The sequence below is a fragment of the Corynebacterium marambiense genome (genome assembly GCF_016342275.1).
Taxonomy (GTDB): Bacteria; Actinomycetota; Actinomycetes; order Mycobacteriales; family Mycobacteriaceae; genus Corynebacterium; species Corynebacterium marambiense.
In genome coordinates this window covers 171,036-189,003 of sequence record NZ_JAEIOT010000004.1, presented here as the reverse complement: position 1 = coordinate 189,003, position 17,968 = coordinate 171,036, and the positions used below count along the sequence as shown (strand labels likewise).

Genomic DNA, 17,968 nt, shown 5'->3' with positions numbered 1-17,968 from the left:
CAATCACGCACCCTTCCCACAGGAGCACTGTTTAACCCGTGAGCACCTCGTACGCCATCATCGGGGCCGGTCTCGCCGGCCTCACCGCCGCCCGCGAGATCCGTACCCTCGCCCCGGACGCACACATCGACGTGTTCGAGGCCACCGACCGCATCGGCGGCAAACTGCGCACCGTCGCTTTCGACGCCGGGCCGACGGACATGGGTGCAGAGGCATACCTCGCGTTCCGCGCGGACGCCACCGACTTCTTCACGGACCTCGGACTCGCCGACCGCATCGTGCACCCCGGGCCGCACACGTCGATGATCTACTCCGGTGGGCGGCTCCACCCCCTGCCGCACGACACCGTGATGGGAATCCCCTCCGCCTCGGCATCCCTCGGGGACCTCGTCGGGGAAGACACCCGGGCACGTATCGACGCCGAGGGGGACGCGCCGGGCATCGACTGGACGGTCGGGGGAGATACCAGCGTCGGCAGGTTGGTGCGCGAGCGCTTCGGTGATGATGTCGTCGATCACGTTGTTTCGGCACTGCTCGGCGGCGTGTACTCCTGCCCCGCGGATGAACTCGGCCTGCGCGCCACCGTGCCGCAGCTCGCCGCGGAGCTCGACGCCCTCGCCGAGGCAGGGGAGTCCGTCACCCTGAGCCGGGCCTTGAAGAATCTCGACGAGAAGAAACAGGCCCGCAAGACCCTCACCCCGAAGGAGAAACTCACCCCGGAAAAGACGCCGGTGTTCGGTGCGTTCCGTGGCGGGTACGCGGAACTCTACGAGGAACTCGCGGAACAGTCCGGGGCGGACATCCACCTGGATACCTTCATCTCCGGGGTTGTGCCCGACGCGGGAAAGTACCGTGTCGCCGGCGCCGGTGACACCGCCTACGACCGGGTTCTCATCACCGTGCCCGCCCCCACCGCCGCCGTCCTCCTGCGTGAGGTCGCCCCGGCCGCTGCGGCCGCTGCCCGGGATGTGAAACTGTCGTCTTCCGTCGTCGTCGGCATGCGTTTCGATTCCGCAGACGGGCTGCCGGACCATTCCGGGGTGCTCATCGCCGCGGACGAACCCGGAATGCACGCCAAGGCGTTCACCTTCTCATCGAAGAAGTGGCCGCACATCGGTGAACGGGGAGGGGCCTTCGTGCGCGCCTCCTTCGGCACCTTTGGTGACGATTCCATGCTGAAGATCGAGGAGGATGAACTCGTCGATCACGCCCTCGACGACCTGCAGACCATCACCGGATTCGACGGGCGCGCCGCCAGTCTCTCCGAGATCTACACCCAGTACTGGTGGGGTGGGCTACCCCGGTTCTCCGATACCCATCTCGCCACCGTCGCCACCGTGCGAGCGGAGCTCGACGAAATTCCGACCGTTGCGGTGTCCGGGGCCTGGGTTGACGGTGTGGGTGTCCCGGCGATCATCGCCGGAGCCCGGGCGGCGGTGCGGAGACTCGTCGAAGCCAGTTAGCTCGTGCGCTCACGGGCACATCGTCACCGTGATCGGTGAAAACAAGGACCGGCCCTGGGCTCCCACACGAAGGTGGGCCGCGGAACCGGTCATGTTACCGATTATGCTACCGCTCAGGGCGTTGGGCACCAAGAACCAAGTTCTCCGGTACGGAATGGCGTGCTGCCGCCCGAGGTGCCGCACAGGACGTGGAACCCGCGTCGGCACCGCCTACAATGGCCCCATGACTTCACGCTTTCCGACGTCCCAGAACACCGACGGCTCTGCACGCTGGTTCGAGCGCGCCCGTGCACTCACCCCGGGTGGAGTAAACTCGCCGGTCCGGGCCTTCGGTTCGGTCGGCGGGCAGAGCCGTTTCATTGCTTCGGCGAAGGGCAGTCATCTCACGGACGTTGACGGTAACGACTACGTCGACCTGTTCTGTTCCTGGGGTCCGATGCTCATGGGGCACGCGCACCCGGAGATCGTCGCCGCCGTGCAGGACGCCGCCACGCGGGGCCTGAGCTACGGCGCCCCCACCACCACCGAGGTTGAACTCGCCGAGCTCGTCGTCGAGCGCACCAGCGTCGATGAGGTCCGGCTGGTCAACTCCGGCACCGAGGCCACCATGTCGGCTGTCCGTCTGGCGCGCGGATACACCGGGCGGCCGAAGGTCCTGAAGTTCGCCGGCTGCTACCACGGGCACGTCGACTCGCTGCTGGTCTCCGCAGGCTCCGGTGTCGCGACGTACTCCCTCCCGGACTCGCCCGGGGTCACCGGGGCGACCGCTCAGGACACGATCGTCGTGCCCTACAACGACCTGGACGCCGTGCACGCCGCCTTCGTCGAGAACACCGGTGAGATCGCCTGCATCATCACCGAGGCCGCAGCCGGAAACATGGGTACCGTCGCCCCGGTGCCCGGCTTCAACGCCGCGCTGAAGAAGATCGCCCACGACAATGGTGCGCTCCTGATCATCGATGAAGTGATGACCGGGTTCCGTACCTCCTACTCCGGCTGGTACGGCGTCGACGGGGTCGCCGGGGATCTCACGACCTTCGGCAAGGTCATCTCCGGAGGCCTGCCCGCGGCTGCTTTCGGTGGGCGGAGCGACATCATGGAACATCTCGCTCCCGGTGGGCCCGTCTACCAGGCGGGCACACTCTCCGGGAACCCCGTCGCCGTGGCCGCGGGGATGGCGTCACTGCGGCTGGCGACCCCGGAGGTCTATGACACGGTGAACGCCAACGCAGACCGGCTCGACGCTCTCGTGTCCGAGGCACTGACCCGCGAGGGAGTGGTCCATCACATCCAGCGTGCCTCAAACATGCTGTCCGTCCGTTTCGCCGACGGTGAGGGCCGGACTTTCGCGGACATGCAGGCCGCCGACACCTTCCGCTTCCCGCCGTTCTTCCACGCACTGCTGGACAACGGGGTCTTCGTCTCCCCGTCGGTGTTCGAGACCTGGTTCGTCTCCTCCGCGCTCACCGACGATGACTTCGCACGTATCGAGGCTGCCCTCGTCCCAGCGGCGAAGGCTGCGGCTGCGGCCGCCGCCTGACCCAGTCCACGTCCCACACCACGACCGAAAGCGCCCCATGAGCACCACGATCGTCCATCTTGTCCGGCACGGCGAAGTATTCAATCCCGAACGCATCCTCTACGGAAGGATCCCCGGCTACCGGCTCTCCAGCCGAGGTCGGAGCCAGGCCGCCTGCACGGCGGCGAGTTTCACGGGGCACGATGTCACCGTGCTGCGTGCCTCGCCCCTGCAACGGGCTCAGGAGACCGCGGAACCCTTCGCCCGGATCACCGGCTGCGACATTGACACCGACGAGAACCTGCTCGAAGCGGGGAACCGGTTCGAGGGACTCCGTACGAAGGGGTGGCGTTCCCAACTCTGGAATCCGACCCGTTGGCCGCTGCTGACTCGTCCCTGGGTGCCGAGCTGGGGTGAGCCCTACACGGAGATCGCCGAACGCATGATGGAGGCTGTTGAGCGGGCCCGTCGTGACGCGGAGGGGCACGAGGCGATTCTGGTCAGCCATCAACTGCCCGTCGTCTGCGTCCAGCGCACCGTGCAGGGGCTGCCGCTCGCGCATCTCTCCCGTCAGTGCAACCTCGCTTCCGTCACTTCCCTGGTGTTCCAGGGCAGAGAGATCAGCGACATCTATTACACGGAACCCGCGCAGGAGATCTGACGATGCTGTCCCGCACCAGCCGTACCCTCACCGCCGTCCTGGTGAGCACGTCGATCCTGATCGCCGGCTGCTCTCTGGATGGTGATGGGGACACCCCGGATGCCACGGTGGAGACCTTCCAGTTCGCCTCGCCCGGCGGCGCCCTCGAGATCACCTATCCCGAGGAAGAACGCCGCCCGGTCACCCCGTTCTCCGGGGAATCCCTGAAGAATCCCGGGGAGACCATCAGCCTGTCTGACTACGAGGGCCAGGTCGTTGTCCTGAACGCCTGGGGCCAGTGGTGTGGACCGTGCCGCACGGAATCCGACGACCTCCAGGTCGTGCAGGAGGAGCTCGAGGGACGAGGAGGGACGGTTCTCGGTATCAACGTCCGGGACTATGCCCCGGAGATCTCTCGGGACTTCATGGAGGACAACGGACTGACGTACCCCTCCCTCTACGATCCGCCCTTCAAGACTGCGGCGGCCCTCGGTGGCATCCCCGCCTCCGTGATCCCCACGACGATTGTCCTCGACAGGAAGCATCGGCCTGCGGCCGTGTTCCTCCGGGAGATCACCGCCGACGACATCCTCGCGGTGACCGGGCCGCTTCTGGAGGAAGCTCCGTGACCGACGGTCTCATTCTCCTCGCCGACGCCGGGTTCGGCTCCCGCGTGGCCGATGCGGCGGTGTCCGGTCCCCTTCTGCTCGGGCTGCTCGCGGCGGCACTCGCCGGGCTGGTGTCCTTCGCCAGTCCCTGCGTCGTGCCGCTGGTTCCCGGATACATGTCCTACCTCGCCGGTGTTGTCGGCGGGGAGATGGAGTATTCATCCGACAGCGGCCCGCGCGTCGCCAAACGCGGACGGTGGCGTGTCGCGGGTGCAGCACTCCTGTTTGTCCTCGGGTTCACCGTTGTCTTCGTCCTCGCCACCGCTACCGTCTTCGGTGCGATCAGCGTACTTACCCTCAACGCCGACCTGCTCCAACGCATCGGCGGGGTGGTCACCGTTATCATGGGCATCGCGTTCCTCGGATTCATCCGGCCCCTTCAGACCGAACGGCGGATTCATCCGCGGCAGTGGTCAACCTGGGTGGGGGCACCCCTCCTCGGTGGGGTCTTCGCACTCGGCTGGACCCCATGCCTGGGCCCTACCCTCGCCGCGATCATCTCCGTCTCCGCGGGAACAGAGGGCATGACCGCCGCCCGCGGCGTCGCACTCATCGTCGCCTACTGTCTCGGACTTGGACTTCCATTCATCATCGTCGCACTCGGATCCGCCTCCGCCATGCGTGGTGTCAGCTGGCTGCGGAGATATTCCCGCACCATCCAGATTATCGGCGGAATCACGCTCATACTCGTTGGGCTCGCGCTCGTCAGCGGCCAGTGGGCCCACTTCATTAATTGGGTCCGTCAGTGGACGGTCGACTATGGCGGAACACTGATCTAGACGGGGTAGCCGTCTCCTCCGGGATCGCCGGGTTTATTCTCCGGTGCCGAAACACCCACCCGGATGGTGTACGCCTTCAGATCTACGAATCAGGCCAGAGGCGTCGTGACTGGTAGATTGACACGTCGATGACCCACCCGGGGTCCAGTCGCCCCGGGACCCGTTTCCTGCCGGAGGACGAAGACCCCAACGATGCTGACCACCCTCTCCCGGTATCCGCTGAAGGCATGGCGCTGGCTCACCAGCATGCGCACAGCCCTCGCGTTGCTTTTCCTCCTCGCATTCGGGGCGATCCCCGGTGCCCTGCTGCCGCAGCGACAGCTCAACAAGGGATCGGTCTCTGACTACATCGAGGCCAACGGGCGGGTCGCCGAGATCTATGATCGCCTCGAACTGTTCGATGTGTTCAGTTCCAGCTGGTACACAGCGATCTACGTACTGCTGTTCATCTCCCTGATTGGCTGCATTCTCCCGCGTTCGATCGAGCACTATCGCTCCATGCGCAGCCGCCCGGTACGCACCCCACGTAACCTTTCACGGCTACCGCACCACGGAACCGGGGCTGTCGCAAAAACTCCCGATGAGGTTTTCGCGGAGGCCCACGATCTGCTGAGAGGATGGCGCGTCGAGGAGTATTCCGCGGCGGAGGACCGTTCCGGGGCGCGATCCTTGTCCGCTGAGCGCGGATACGCGCGCGAATTCGGCAACCTCGTGTTCCACCTCGGGCTGGTCGGCATCCTCTTCACCATCGCCCTCGGCCGACTCGTGTACTACGAGGGACAGGTGATCGTCGTCGCGGGAGCGGATAACTCTCAGTTCTGCAACACAGCATTCGCCAACTACGACTCCTACAGGTGGGGAACCCTGGTCGACGGCACTGATCTTTCTCCGTTCTGCGTCGAGGTTGAGGATTTCAACGCCGATTACCTCGCCAACGGCCAGGCCGAGATGTTCACGTCGAATATCCGGTGGGCGAAGGGCGACGACATCTTCACCGATTCCTCAGAGTGGAATCCTTACACCCTTGAGGTGAACCATCCCCTGCGGATCGAGGGTGACCGGATCTATCTCCAGGGACACGGGTTCGCCCCACAGATCACGGTCACCTGGCCCAACGGTGAGTCCCGTACCCAGATGGTGCAGTTCCGTCCCGATGACCTCACCTACTTCCTCTCCTCCGGGGCGATGCGTTTCGATCCCCCCGCAGGCATGTACCCCGACCTGTTCGAGCGGCGCCAGAACCAGCTCGGAATCCAGGGGCTGTTCGCCCCCACCGCCCAGTTCACCGGGGAGAACAATGAACTGTTGAGTTCAGCCTTCCCGGCGATGCGTGATCCCGCACTCGCCATCGACATCTACCGCGGGGATACGGGCCTCGACGCGGGCAGGGGGCAGAGTATCTTCAGCCTCGATTCGGGGCAGATACACAGCGGTGCCCTGCAGAAGATCGAACGCGTGAATCTTCTCCGCGGGGATTCCGTGACCCTGGATGACGGTACGCGCGTCACGTTCGATGGCGCCAGCGAATTCGTCAATCTCCAGATCAGCCATGACCCCACCCAGCGGTGGGTTCTTATCAGCGCCATCGCGATGCTCGGGGGCCTCGTGCTTTCCCTCGCAGTGAAACGCCGACGCGTCTGGGTCCGTGTGCGGACAGCAGAAGACGGTGTGACACATGTTGAGACCGCCGGGCTCTCCCGTACCGACAGCGCCGGATGGGGCGAGGAACACGGTCGATTCCACCGTAGACTCCTCGGTCTCCCTGATGATGAAGACGACGACGACGCGTGACTTCCCGGGTGGAATCGCCTCGTTGAGGTAGCGTAAGCTGGACTTTTGAACAACCGTGGCTTCTCGTTCACGGTCAGAAACATGTGACACCGAGAGTTGGATCTGATGCCCGTCAACAGCAACCTGGCGTATTTCTCCGATCTGTCCTACCGGACCGCTTTCGTTATCTACGTCATCGGCCTCGTCATCGCGCTCGTCTACTACATCCGTCGTTCCAGCCAGGTCGCCGCAGAGACCACCAGAGTGCGTGAGCGTGAACTGGTCGGTGCCGCCGGAACCGGGACGGTCGCCGGGGATCCCCCGCCGTCACCTGGGGAGAATACGGAGCCGGTGCGCGGCGTCGACAAGCTCGGTGGGATGGTCCAATCCATGCTGTGGCTCGGACTCATCCTCCAGGGGGCGTCCATCGTGCTGCGCGGTCTGTCCGCGGGTCGCTTCCCCTGGGGCAACCTCTACGAGTACATCTCGCTCGTCACTTTCCTCACCATGGCGATCGCCGCCCTCGTGATCCAGCGGAAGGACCTGCGGGCCATGTGGCCCTGGCTACTGGTACCCGTGCTCATCCTGATGTTCTACGGCGGAACGAAACTGCACGTCGCCTCTGGTCCGGTGGTTCCCGCGCTCCGGTCGTTCTGGCTGCCGATCCACGTGTCGATCGTGTCGTTCGGTGCCGGAATCTGCATGCTTTCCGGTGTCGCGTCGATGCTCTACCTGTTCCGTCAGGCACAACCCAAGGGGGAGGAACGCGGAAAGATCGGTGAGATTCTCCGACCGCTTCCCGGTGCCGACACCCTCGACCGGATCGCCTACCGCGCGGCCACCTGGGCGGTCCCGGTATTCGGTCTCGGGGTCATCCTCGGTGCCCTCTGGGCGGAATCCGCCTGGGGGCGCTTCTGGGGTTGGGACCCCAAGGAGACGATGTCCTTCGTCACCTGGATCCTCTACGCCGCGTACCTCCACGCCCGTTCGACACCGAGCTGGCGAAAGGCGGCCCCCTGGATCAACATTGCAGGTCTTTCGGCGATGGTGTTCAATCTCTTCTTCATCAACCTTGTGACCGCCGGCCTGCACTCGTACGCGGGCCTCGCGAATTGACCTTCCTACCGCGCGCATGAACCCTCCCCGACGTGGGAGGGTTTTTCTGTCTGGCTGGAAGGCGGAGGTGTGTTGACTCACCTGAATGGGGGTGGGTGTCAGGCATGTTCGAATGAGGCGTTGTGTAAAGGGGTGATTTTTGGGCGGGTGAAATGTAGTACTTTGACCGTCAAATCTATTGGGGGGAAGTTCTCAGTTTTCTCACATAATCCCCATTTAGCACGAAAACAGACTTATGTAGATTCCTACTTTAAACGGAATGTGGGGAGGTAGTTTTACCTGATGATAGGTCATATCAAGTCATCTTATCTGCGTCTCCAGGGGCGTCTAATCCGGCTACTTTGAAGATGACAACTATCTCAGTGCCGTGGGTCGGTCGTGATGATCCGGCTCGACCCGTGCAACTTGATACCTCCAGGAGAAAAACATGAAAAGATCGTACTCAGCATTCGGGAAATTGGGATTCTCCCGGGCAAGCCGTGTTCGATACATCGCGGCAGTCGCGTCGGTGGCGCTGCTCGCCCCTACCGTTGTCGTGGTTCAACCACCGTTGGTCGGTGCAATCGCGAGCGCTGACGAGGTTGGGGGAAGTGGCAAGCGGGCAGATCGGGTCATCCCGTGGTACAAGCAGACTGTGGCAGGCGTCGGGGTTGTCGCAACATCGTTCATTGGGATGGATGATCCACTGACACCTGAATATCAAGAGACCTATTCAAATAACGACTATGGTGTCGTGTCTTTTGAACTCGGTGATGGAGCACCTGAGGGCGCGGAGATTGACGATTATGGGACGGTTAGACTTACCGCAACATCTGATCAATTGGGAACCCTCGTCGACGTTCCGGTAATTATAACATATGACGATGGTTCGACGGGGGAAGTGGCGGCAAGTTTCACCGTCACCAAATTCAGTGAATATTACGATCTCCGGTACAACAATACAAACATCGAGAATCCGTTGCTTCCCAGCGATGTGCCACTGAGTGCCCTGACGCATGATGGAGAACCCACCTACGGTATAGCGGCACTGGAGTCCGTCGAACTGGTTGAGCCAATAGACGGAATAGTTGTGAACTCAAATGGAAGAATAGTGGTCCAAGCAAACGCCGACCAGTACGGGAAAACAATCGAAGTTCCCCTCAACGTTACTTATGTTGATAAGTCTGCTGAGAGAATCAGCGTCTCACTAACAATTGCAAGTGTGGAAGACGTTATACTCAGTTACCCTAAAGAAAACCGAGCACTTGTAGGGGTGCCGGTAACTATTCAACTTGTCGGAACCGGACTTTATGGGAGGCCGAAATACCATCCGGAAGTGGTAACCGTTTCGATCTCCGAGGAAGACTCGGACATTACAATGAGTGTCGAAGAAGGGGCTGCGGCACTCACGTGGACTCCTACCGAGGATGACCTAGGTAAAACCAGAACCGTTCCGGTTACCTTCTCGGTCGATGGGAAAATAATCCGCGTCATTGATGCCGTTTTTGAAGTCCGTCCGGCAAATGAAATATTGTCGCTCACCTATTACCGGGTCGAAAAATTGATTTATGGCGGTGCTGACGATTTCTGGCCCACATGGTCTTCCGAGTACAGCTACACCGGCTTAGATAAGGCAAGTATTACCTATAGTCTGGATCCTGAAAAAACCACGGAGGGTATCTCAATTGATGCCGAAAGTGGGAAAGTGACGGTGGGTCCGAAAACTACAGAAAAGATGAATGAAGCCGCTTTTGCTGTTGTTGCAACGCTTCCGAATGGTGAGGAGGTCCGCTCGGAAGTCAAACCGTTGACTATTTTGTCGATTGCTGAAGGGATCGACATCCGGTATCCGGATGAAGCGCTTCAGCTAGACCCGGGAACGTCTGGAAATCTCGAACCAATTGAGGAATCGCGCGGTTCCTGGACAGGGGTCAAACCCGAGAAGATCGTGGCGAGCTACAGCTTGGTTGATTCTCCGGACGAGAGGCTATCAATTAATGAGTCCACAGGGGTAGTCACGCTGGATTCCTCGACTAGTGACGACGAGGGATTCGTTCTTGCGAACGTTGAAGTTTCCTATGTAGATGGAACAAAAGAGCGGGCCGCAGCGGCCTTCGTCGTAGGAGGTCCTCCACAGGAAGCTGATAAATACCATGTTATCACCAAAGAGGCGCTTGGGTACATAGGTAGCGTTTTTCACATCTATGGTATTGATTTCAAAAAACGTTACGGTCAAGAGCTTAAATCATGGCAGCAGCCCGAGAATCTTGAAGGATGTCAGTTTGAGGAGGGCGCTGAATGGGAGATAGTCAAACAGCCCAGCAAAAGTTGCAAGGATGGCGCGATCAGGATTCTCGGAAGTGCGGAGAAAGACTTGGCCATTCCGGTGACTTTGACGTTCAAAGATGGCTCAAGTATCGAATTTAATCAATCCGTTAAGTTGGTCTCAATGAAGGAGGCTCTTCATCCGTACATAAATGAAGTTCAATTCGCCAGCGCCGGAGTGACGTACACAGAGTACATAAACTTTGCCGATCATTACCTGAATGTGCCCAGTTCAGATCGCTATATTATAGAGCTGAAGGAACCGGTAGCGGATGGTGTGAGCTATGGAATCAGCGGACTGAATTCGATTTCCTATACTCCGAAGCAGTCGGAAGCAGGCTCTGACATCGACATCCCGGTCAACGTCATCTACGCCGACGGTTCGAGCGAGGAGATTTCCTTCCGAGTCCACGTCATTGGTGCAGCGGACCTGGACGATCTTAGGATGAACTACGGGGAGGAAAATTCTTATAAGGGATCGGAAGCAAATATCTCGCCACGATTCTACAGTGGCTACGAATTGGTTGACCTGAAGGTAGCTCCTGAGGGATCCGAATTTTCGCTCGAGCCGGGTTACCCATCGGGAATGAGTATAGACCCCAGGACGGGCATTGTTTCCTATACGCCAAGCAATGATGTTGAATTTGGTTCAATTGTGGAAGGGAACGTCATCCTCTCGATGCCGGGTGGAGAGTCAAAGGTTGCATCCTTTAAATTTACCGTAACGAAAATTTCTAAACTCTCTTGGGTTGACGACAAGAGTATTTCAGTGATTCCCGGAGTTCCGGCAAAATACAAGGTTGAGCCAAAGTTCTATGGGCTACCGACAGATTCCGATTCGATGATTCGGGAGTTTATTCTTTCTGAGAACGCTCCGGAAAACGCGACCATCGATTCTGAAAGCGGCGAGGTGACATTCGATCCCTCTGGTATGGAACCCGGGGCCTCGACAGCGGTACCTGTTGAGGTTGTCTATGCTGATGGATCCGTTAATCGAGCGGTAATTACATTCAAATCGGTAAGCGAAGCGGATTACTCAGGTTTGAGTTATTTCACCCGAGAAACCGCAGTTGCCGGAAAAGTCGCAGTATCCTTCTTGCCGTCGTACACACTGGTAGAGGGCTCTGAAGGCCCAGTGTTCTCTGTCCCAGATTTCGCCCTACCTGGTACCACGGTAGATTCCGACGGTCGGGTTTCGATGCCCGTTCCGGAGGACTATACCGGCGGGCTCATCGGTACGATTGTCACGGCGACATTCCCAGACGGTAGCACCACGACAGTTCCCGTTCGATTCCGCGAAGTGCCGGACGAATCAAGGATCAGCGTTAGGTACCCTAGCAAATCCGCGAAGCCTGGGGAATCTGTTCGTTCCAGCGCCTCTTTCAAATTGGACTATGATAGCTACATAGATGCTCCCGACGGAACGAGCTACAGACTGGGCGGCAGCGCCCCCGAAGGTGCTACTGTCAATGAGGACGGAGACGTTGAATTCGCCGTACCGGCTGATTCCAACTGGGGTAGTGAGATTGTCATCCCTGTAGTGGTAACACTCCCTGAAGGTAGGGAGATAGATACTCAGCTGCGGATTTCAGTTTTCTCCCCCGGTGGTCCCTACGTGACATATGACTCTGTGTACGATATTGAGTCGGGAACCACTGTAACCACCGAGCTACCGATAACCATCGGAGAATATTCGGGCACCCGACGATTCGAACTAGCTGGCAGGGTTCCCGATGGAGTTTCCATCGATTCTTTGACTGGTGTTGTTAGTCTAGAGGTTGGAGAAGATACTCCGCAGTTCGTTGTCGTCGATGTAAAGATTATTTACGAGGATGGCAGTGTCGGTTGGAGCAATGCTCGTTTCTCCCGGGCAGAAGCGCACAAATTTGCGACTCTGTTTTACCGGATTTTTGGAGCGGAAATTAGAAGGGGTGAAATCTTCCGCAGCGGGTCTCCCTCCCTATTTTTCAGCGGTAGGTCCTACTTTGTCGATGTTCCTTCAGGTACTGTTTTCCATAAAATGGGTAATTGGCCTTCCTATGCGGAGCTGGACACAGATACTGGGGAGGTGACTGTTTTGCCGGGTGAAGACGTTGCAACCGGCAGCTACACACTCTTGGTGCGCGCTGAATATCCGTCCGGTGCTGAGACTCGGGGAGCTGTCAACTACAGGATTTTGGAACGTGAGGTTCCGGATCCGGACCGAGAGATCTCAACACTTTCTGATGAGTACGATGTCTACTACGATTCCGTTTTCGCTGGAGATACAGAATCAGATGTTGTGTCCGGAGTTCCGATGGCGGATAAGACGGCCACTTTAGAGCGTGAGAGAATCCAGATTTCTTCGGCGGATGCAGTGAGGTTTGTGGTAGGGGAGGGGGCACCTAGCGGTGTCGAGATCGATCCCGACACCGGAAAGGTAACATTCCAACCGGGAGGCGACGACGCCGATAGTGTGGTCAAGGTTCCCGTGATGGTCTTCTACCCTGACGGGTCCGAGGATTTGGCCTATGTCGAGTTCCGAATTGGTTCGGCGCTGCCTGGAGAAGTTCCCACCGCTGAAGACTATGTTGTCCAGTATTCTCTCGAAGAGATACAGTACCTTGGCGGAGGGGTGATCCGGATTGGTCGGCCGAGATTCGAAAAGAATGGTGAGTCTATAGGGCGGATTCCTGCAGGCACCCGGTTCGCGTATTCGGGCACAGATAAGAATGTAAGGGTAAATGGAACCACCGGAGCGATAACTGTCCGGCCGGATTCTTCTAAGGTCGGTACTGTCATGGAGATCCCGGTCAGAATCAACTTTGCTGATGGTAGCTACGATGATGTGACGGCGACTTTCAAGATCACCGACCAGGCTGTGTTGGCAGACGCGGATATCTTTGACCCGGTATACGCACCCGTTACAGCTGTTGCCGGAGAACCCGCCATCGCGACGATTGAGTTCCGTGGTGACGTTGCCACTATCGGCTATGTGGTTCGACTCGGAAATGGTGCTCCGCTCGGAGCTGAAGTTGAAGACGGCCTACGGGTGATTTTCACCCCTCGGCTCGCCGATGACGGCCAGACCATAACGGTTCCGCTAGTCATCACCTATGCAGATGGGACATCAGAGGAACTCAGCGCAGTGTTCCACGTCGGTTTCACGCCCGAACCCGAGCCCAGCCAGCCCGTCCCCGGTGCGCCGGTTGTTGAGAACGCGGATGTCGATGGTCCGGTACGGGTCCAGATCATGTTCACTGATCCTGATTCCGGTGAGTCGGTTGATGTGCCGGACGGGGCTACTTTCACCGTCGGTGATTCCGCGCCTGGCGGTGTCGTCGTTGATCAGGATGGTTTGGTCACCTACACGCCGACTGAGAGTAACGCGGGTACGACGGTAAAAATTCCTGTTCTAGTCAGTATCGGTGATGGTGCGGATCCGCAGGTTGTGGAGATCGAGATCGAGTTCTCAGCTGCAGAGCCCACGCCGGAACCGACGACGGAACCGAGCCCGGAGCCCACGCCGGAACCGACCCCCGAGCCGACACCGGAGCCCACGCCGGAACCGACGACGGAACCGAGCCCGGAGCCCACGCCGGAACCGACCCCCGAGCCGACACCGGAACCGACGCCGGAGCCCACCCCGGAGCCCACGCCGGAACCGACCCCCGAGCCGACACCGGAACCGACGCCGGAGCCCACCCCGGAGCCCACGCCGGAACCGACGACGGAACCGAGCCCGGAGCCCACGCCGGAACCGACCCCCGAGCCGACACCGGAACCGACACCGGAACCGACACCGGAGCCCACGCCGGAGCCCACCCCGGAGCCCACGCCGGAGCCCACCCCGGAACCGACCCCCGAGCCGACACCGGAGCCCACCCCGGAACCGACCCCCGAGCCGACACCGGAACCGACACCGGAACCCACCCCGGAGCCCACGCCGGAACCGACCCCCGAGCCCACGCCGGAACCGACCACGGAACCGACGCCGGAGCCCACCCCGGAACCGACCAGTGAGCCCACGCCGGAGCCCACCCCGGAACCGACCAGTGAACCGTCGCCGGAGCCGACGACGGAGCCGACGACGGAGCCCACTCCGGAACCGACCCCCGAGCCGACCAGTGAGCCGACCACGGAACCGACCCCGGATGTGGATTCGGAGGGGAGTGCGTCAAGTAGCACCATCATCCAGGTCACCCGAGTCCTCTCAGTACTGTTCCTGCTCGCAGTTCCGTTGATCGGGTGGCTGACAACCACCGGACAACTGAATGCCTTATTCCACGCACTTGGGATCAGACGATGAGAATGTGCCGGTGATCGTCGGGTAGCTTCCTCATGGATGCGGAAACCCCCAGGGTGTCGTCTCGCCACACCCTGGGGGTTTCCTCGTTCCTACAGGCTGCAAGAAGCTATGTGGTGTCTCAGATCAAGCGGGATGTCGCGGGTGCCGTAGGGTGTCCCGGGTAACTCGACAACCACTCTGAATCAGGAGTAAACGCTCTGTGCTGTCTGCTGTCCTCGCGCTGACCGTGGTGTCCGGTGTCCTCATTGCCGTTCCGGGACCGAGCATCGTGTTCCTCGTGGGGCAGGCACTCGCTTTGGGGCGCCGCCCGGCGATGGCTGGTGTCGTGGGGAATACCCTCGGTATCGCGTTCACGGGAGTTCTCATCCTCACCGCGGTGGGAACCATCGCAGCGAGAACCATGAGTTTTCTCACCGTCCTTCGTTGGGTGGGGGTGGTGGTGCTGATCGCCCTGGGCGTCGTCTACCTGCGTGCCGCATGGCATGTGCACCGGAAGCCTAAGGGCCTCGAGATCCCCGAGATTCAACCGGAGAACAGTGGTGCGAAACCGGCGTTCATGTCCGGTCTGCTCGTCGGTGCCTCGAATCCCAAAGTAATCGTCATGTTTGGCACGGTCATCCCCGGATACCTGCCCGCCGACACCGACCCCCTGCCGGGGTTGGTGATCCTCAGCCTGGTTCCCATCATCACGGGACTGTTCATCGACGCTGCGTGGGTCGAGGCCGCGGCCCGGGTCCGTGGTTGGCTGACCGGATCCAACAGTGGAATGATGTGGATCCAGGCGGCCGGTGGATTCCTGCTTCTCATCATGGCGGGGCTGGTGGCGGCAGGACACTGAACAGGTCGTGCGGGGGAATCCGCCCCGTAGAATCGGCTGCATGAGAATCCTCGTCACCGGTGGTGCCGGTTTCATCGGCTCCAACTTTGTTCGCCGTACCCTGGACAAGCGCCCCGATGCCAGTGTCACTGTCCTGGACGCGATGACCTATGCCGCCAATCCCGCGAATCTCACCGGACTGGATCCCGCGCGGTTCGCGCTGTTGAAGGAGGACATCCGCGCGGCGGACCTCGTCGATGATCTCGTCGCGGAAGCGGATCTGGTGGTGCATTTCGCCGCCGAAAGCCACAACGACAACTCGCTGCGTGACCCCTTCGCCTTCGTCCGTACCAATGTGGAGGGCACCGTCACGCTCGTGGAGGCGGCGGCCCGACACGGGGTACGGTTCCACCACATCTCCACCGACGAGGTGTTCGGGGATCTGGCACTGGATGACCCGGCCCGGTTTACCCCGGAAACCCCCTACAATCCGTCGAGCCCGTACTCGGCGTCGAAGGCGGCGAGTGATCACTTCGTGCGTGCCTATGTCCGTTCGGCGGGTCTCAGGGCGACGATCAGCAACTGCTCCAACAACTACGGGCCTAGGCAGCACCCGGAGAAGTTCATTCCGCGGCAGATCACCACACTGCTGGAGGGCGGAACGCCTCGGCTCTACGGTACGGGTGACAATGTCCGGGACTGGATCCACGTCGACGATCACAATGATGCTGTCTGGGCGGTCATCGAGCGTGGGGAGATCGGGCGGACCTATCTCATCGGTGCTGACGGAGAGCGGTCGAACCGTGAGGTGGTGGGCGATCTGCTGGAGATCTTCGGCCGGGACCGCGATGACTTCGTGCATGTCACCGACCGCCCGGGGCATGATCGTCGTTACGCGATCGACGCTGCCTCGACGACTGCTCTGGGGTGGAAACCCCGTTACACCGATTTCCGGGCCGGACTGGAGCAGACCGTCGACTGGTACCGCGACAATCCGGGATGGTGGCGGGAGGCGCGCGCCGTCGCGGAGGCGAACTACGCGGAAACCGAGGCGGTCATCGGCTAGTGCCCCGTGCGCGCGGATAGACTGGTGGCATGCCTGAACCGCACCCGGACCTGCCCGAGATCCTCATCGATGATCCCCGAGTTTTCCCCGATGCTCGGGGGAGTTTCCATGAGTGGTTTTCCGCCGCCCGTTTTGAGGAGCACACCGGTTATCCGCTCGATCTGCAGCAGGCGAATCTCAGTGTCTCCCGGCCCGGGGTGGTGCGTGGGCTGCATTTCGCCGATGTTCCGCCAGGGCAGGCGAAGTGGGTGACCTGCGTGCACGGACGGATACTCGACGTGGTGGTGGATACCCGGGTCGGGTCGGACACCTTCGGTCGACACGTCGCCGTCGAACTCGACGACGAGAATCGGCGCTGCCTCTATATCCCCGTGGGGTTCGCCCACGGGTTCGCCGCCGTCACCGATGCAACCGTCGTGTACCTGACCTCCTCCGGATACAACCCGGATGCCGAGCACGGTATCGATCCCTTCGATCCGGAGCTGGGCATCGAGTGGCCGGTGGCTGAAGGGGATCGGATCGTGTCCGACAAGGATGCGGACGCCCCCTCGCTGGCTTCGGCGCGTGCGGCTGGGATCCTCCCTGATATCGGTGCCTGTCTCGCCTACGAGTCGGAGCTGAAGAACGGCTGGGCGCTGGCCAATGAGGACGCCGGACTGTGAAAGGCATCATCCTCGCCGGTGGGACCGGTTCACGCCTGCATCCGATCACACTCGGGGTGAGTAAGCAGCTCGTCCCGGTCTATGACAAGCCGATGATCTACTACCCGCTGTCGACGCTGATGCTCGCGGGTATCGACGACATCCTGATCATCACGACGCCCGCCGACCTGCCCCAGTTCGAGCGGCTGCTCGGCGACGGTAGCCAGTTCGGGATTCGGTTGAGCTTTGTCACGCAGTCCGAACCGAATGGACTGGCTGAAGCGTTCATCCTCGGGGCGGAGCACATCGGTGATGACTCGGTCGCGCTGATCCTCGGGGACAACATCTTCTACGGCGCGGGGCTGGGAACCCAGCTCCGGCGGTTCACGGAGCCGAAGGGCGGCGCGATCTTCGCGTACTGGGTAGCGGATCCCTCCGCCTACGGGGTGGTCGAGTTCGATGAATCGGGCCGGGCGCTCGCGTTGGAGGAGAAACCCGCCGAACCGAAGTCGCACTTCGCGGTACCGGGACTCTACTTCTACGACAACGAGGTGGTCGACATCGCCCGTGGCCTGACACCGAGTGCGCGGGGTGAGTTGGAGATCACCGACATCAACTCCGCGTATCTGGAACGGGGACGTCTGCAGGTTCAGGTGCTGCCCCGGGGCACGGCGTGGCTCGACACCGGGACCATCGACCTACTCATGGCTGCCGGTGATTTCGTGCGCACCATCGAACAGCGTCAGGGGCTGAAGATCGGGTGCCCGGAGGAGATCGCCTGGCGGATGGGGTATCTGAGTGACGCGGAACTCGCGGATCGGGCGGAAAAGCTGCGGAAGTCCGGGTACGGCGACTATCTGCTGCAGACGTTGCAGCGGGGACGGTGATTCATCGCCG

Annotated in this window: 12 protein-coding genes; all 12 read left to right on the top strand. The window is 60.9% G+C overall.

Translation table 11 applies throughout. The annotated features are described in order from the left end of the window. Positions 1–38 precede the first annotated feature (38 nt). The 12 genes from JDV76_RS00935 (at position 39) to rfbA (ending at position 17,958) form a co-directional block, all read left to right on the top strand. A complete protein-coding gene (locus JDV76_RS00935) occupies positions 39–1,463 on the top strand; it encodes a protoporphyrinogen oxidase (RefSeq protein ID WP_198735005.1) in 1,425 nt (474 codons plus the stop codon). A gap of 223 nt (positions 1,464–1,686) precedes the next feature. Then, positions 1,687–3,003, top strand: coding sequence for a glutamate-1-semialdehyde 2,1-aminomutase (gene hemL, locus JDV76_RS00930; RefSeq protein ID WP_198735004.1), 1,317 nt, complete (start codon positions 1,687–1,689; stop codon positions 3,001–3,003). Between the two features lie 37 nt (positions 3,004–3,040). Continuing rightward, on the top strand, positions 3,041–3,643 hold the full coding sequence (locus JDV76_RS00925) for a histidine phosphatase family protein (RefSeq protein ID WP_198735003.1): 603 nt from the start codon (positions 3,041–3,043) through the stop codon (positions 3,641–3,643). 2 nt (positions 3,644–3,645) lie between these two features. Continuing rightward, entirely contained in the window at positions 3,646–4,251 is a 606-nt protein-coding gene (locus JDV76_RS00920; RefSeq protein WP_198735002.1) for a TlpA disulfide reductase family protein, read from the top strand. Between the two features lie 11 nt (positions 4,252–4,262). Beyond that, complete coding sequence (locus JDV76_RS00915) at positions 4,263–5,069, top strand: cytochrome c biogenesis CcdA family protein (RefSeq protein ID WP_376992992.1); 807 nt, start codon at positions 4,263–4,265, stop codon at positions 5,067–5,069. Between the two features lie 192 nt (positions 5,070–5,261). Then, complete coding sequence (locus tag JDV76_RS00910) at positions 5,262–6,860, top strand: cytochrome c biogenesis protein ResB (protein WP_198735000.1); 1,599 nt, start codon at positions 5,262–5,264, stop codon at positions 6,858–6,860. 105 nt (positions 6,861–6,965) lie between these two features. After that, on the top strand, positions 6,966–7,955 hold the full coding sequence (gene ccsB, locus JDV76_RS00905) for a c-type cytochrome biogenesis protein CcsB (protein ID WP_198734999.1): 990 nt from the start codon (positions 6,966–6,968) through the stop codon (positions 7,953–7,955). A gap of 673 nt (positions 7,956–8,628) precedes the next feature. After that, positions 8,629–14,547, top strand: a complete 5,919-nt coding sequence (locus tag JDV76_RS00900; RefSeq protein ID WP_232958700.1) for a Rib/alpha-like domain-containing protein — start codon at positions 8,629–8,631, stop codon at positions 14,545–14,547. Positions 14,548–14,746: 199 nt separating this feature from the next. Next, on the top strand, positions 14,747–15,385 hold the full coding sequence (locus JDV76_RS00895; protein WP_198734997.1) for a LysE family translocator: 639 nt from the start codon (positions 14,747–14,749) through the stop codon (positions 15,383–15,385). Positions 15,386–15,425: 40 nt separating this feature from the next. Next, positions 15,426–16,430: a dTDP-glucose 4,6-dehydratase gene (gene rfbB / locus JDV76_RS00890; protein ID WP_198734996.1), complete on the top strand. Its 1,005-nt coding sequence runs from the start codon at positions 15,426–15,428 to the stop codon at positions 16,428–16,430. 29 nt (positions 16,431–16,459) lie between these two features. Further along, a complete protein-coding gene (gene rfbC / locus JDV76_RS00885) occupies positions 16,460–17,092 on the top strand; it encodes a dTDP-4-dehydrorhamnose 3,5-epimerase (RefSeq protein ID WP_198734995.1) in 633 nt (210 codons plus the stop codon). Next, positions 17,089–17,958, top strand: a complete 870-nt coding sequence (gene rfbA, locus JDV76_RS00880; protein ID WP_198734994.1) for a glucose-1-phosphate thymidylyltransferase RfbA — start codon at positions 17,089–17,091, stop codon at positions 17,956–17,958. The genes rfbC and rfbA overlap by 4 nt, the downstream gene beginning before the upstream one ends. The last annotated feature ends 10 nt before the right edge of the window (positions 17,959–17,968 follow it).

Bases quoted from the DNA above. Each gene is read 5' to 3' on its own strand.
- hemL (WP_198735004.1), top strand. From the start codon at position 1,687: ATGACTTCACGCTTTCCGACGTCCCAGAACACCGACGGCTCTGCACGC.
- JDV76_RS00925 (WP_198735003.1), top strand. From the start codon at position 3,041: ATGAGCACCACGATCGTCCATCTTGTCCGGCACGGCGAAGTATTCAAT.
- JDV76_RS00920 (WP_198735002.1), top strand. From the start codon at position 3,646: ATGCTGTCCCGCACCAGCCGTACCCTCACCGCCGTCCTGGTGAGCACG.
- JDV76_RS00910 (WP_198735000.1), top strand. From the start codon at position 5,262: ATGCTGACCACCCTCTCCCGGTATCCGCTGAAGGCATGGCGCTGGCTC.
- ccsB (WP_198734999.1), top strand. From the start codon at position 6,966: ATGCCCGTCAACAGCAACCTGGCGTATTTCTCCGATCTGTCCTACCGG.
- JDV76_RS00900 (WP_232958700.1), top strand. From the start codon at position 8,629: ATGGATGATCCACTGACACCTGAATATCAAGAGACCTATTCAAATAAC.
- rfbB (WP_198734996.1), top strand. From the start codon at position 15,426: ATGAGAATCCTCGTCACCGGTGGTGCCGGTTTCATCGGCTCCAACTTT.
- rfbC (WP_198734995.1), top strand. From the start codon at position 16,460: ATGCCTGAACCGCACCCGGACCTGCCCGAGATCCTCATCGATGATCCC.